We start from the raw sequence: 1,739 nt of genomic DNA on the forward strand, positions 1-1,739 counted from the left end.
GACCGGTCCGGATAACGCCTACACGAAGGCCACCACCGCCGACGGCGCGCTGCTTATCACGCCGCTGACCGGGCAGGACTTCACCCTGTTCCTGGAAACCGCCGGGGGCGTCGGCGTCTCCATTGACGTCTCACCGAAACCCGGCAACGGCCGCACGCTGCACCTCATTCCGGCCGGCGTGCCGCTCAGGCCCAACCCGGATGCGAAGGCGTGGGAGGAAAGCCAGCCCTTCCAGAAGGCGCTGGTGAGCGTTGCCCGCAGCGTCGTGAACGGTGACGTGCCGGAGAGCTACACCGAGATAAAGGCCTCACGCGCGCCGGCGTATAACCCGCCCGCGGGCGTGCTGCTGACGCCTGAGCGCCAGCTTGCCGGCTCGCACCTGCGGGTGGTGCGCTACCGCATGAAAAACGCCGGCTACGTGACGCGGGCGCTCAGCGAAAAGCAGTTCTGGCAGAAGGGCGTGCGGGCGGTGATGCTGTCAACCCGCACCCTGTATGCAAACGGCGAGGGCTTAGTGTGGGTGATTTTCTCCACTGACGCGGAGGGCGGGTCATGAGCAACATCAATACCGCCACGCGCCGCCGCCAGTGGATGATTGCCGGCGTGGCCGCCGGGGTCATGCTCGCGCTGGGCGGCGGCATCTGGGCGTATTCACAGCACCTGGCCGCCCTGAAGAATCCGCCCCCGGCGAAGGCGGCCGACCTCACCGGCACGGGGCTCGTGAACAGCCGCTTTACCGGCGCGGTGTCCGAGTCGGTGCTGGCGCAGCAGCAGAATAAAACAGCAACGCTTGAGAAGGACCTGTCCACGCTGTCCGCCACGGTCAGCGCGCAGAACGACGCGCTGAGTCGCAAGCTGGAGCAGATTGGCACGGCGCTGGACAAGCTGCAGAGCCAGGCGGAAAAGCCGCCGGCGCAGACCCCGTCATCCGGCCAGGGCACTCCCCCCGCCAGCGGTCCGGTTTCCGGCGGGCCGTCCGGCCCGGCGCAGTGGAGCATCAGTAATCCCGGCGGGGGACCGGCTGCCGGACAGGGCAGTCAGTTCTGGCCCGCGCAGGGGCAGGGGTTCTACCCCGGCGCCGGCACGGTGCGTCCGGGCGGCCTGAGCCGCGACACCTTTACCTACGCGTCACTCACCGACAAAAAGACGAAGCTCCCCTGGATACCCTCCGGCTCCTTCTCCGAGGCGGTAATGATTGAGGGCGCTGACGCCAACGCCAGCGTGACCGGTCAGCAGAATACCTCGCCGGTGGTCATTACCCTGCTTGGTGACGTCTCCATGCCCAACGGCAAGACCTGGAACATGGACCAGTGCCGCGTCACCGGAGAGATGTACGGCGACATCTCCAGCGAGCGCGGCGAGGTGCGCACCAAAAACATCAGCTGCATCCTGAAGAACGGCAAGCATATCGACATGCCGTTCGACGGTCACGTGTCCTTCCAGGGCAAGGTAGGCATCCGCGGTAAGCCGGTGATGCGTAACGGCGCCATCATTGCCAACGCCGGCGCGGCCGGCCTGCTGTCGGGCTTCGGTGAGGGCATCAAGTCTGCCGCCACGCCGACGGTAGGACTCGGTGCAAGTGCCTCGGTCGGTGCCGGTGACATTCTTAAACAGGGCTTCGGCGGCGGCGCCAGCAAGGCGGCGGACACGCTGAGCCAGTACTGGATTAAGCGCGCCGAGCAGTACCACCCGGTGATTGATATCGGTGCCGGCAACGCCGTGACCGTGGTGTTCCAGAA

At 66.6% G+C, this 1,739-nt stretch carries 2 protein-coding genes; both read left to right on the plus strand.

Annotated elements, in window-relative coordinates; all coding sequences use genetic code 11:
• Window positions 1-556: TraK domain-containing protein (locus tag CBW22_RS25705; protein ID WP_088518246.1), on the plus strand; the 556-nt coding region annotated here is incomplete at its 5' end.
• On the plus strand, window positions 553-1,739 hold a 1,187-nt coding region (gene traB / locus CBW22_RS25710; RefSeq protein WP_088518247.1), incomplete at its 3' end, for an F-type conjugal transfer pilus assembly protein TraB. The genes CBW22_RS25705 and traB, both read left to right, overlap by 4 nt.

Origin of the sequence: Pantoea sp. VS1, from assembly GCF_002207995.1 — a bacterium.
Classification (GTDB): Bacteria; Pseudomonadota; Gammaproteobacteria; order Enterobacterales; family Enterobacteriaceae; genus Pantoea; species Pantoea dispersa.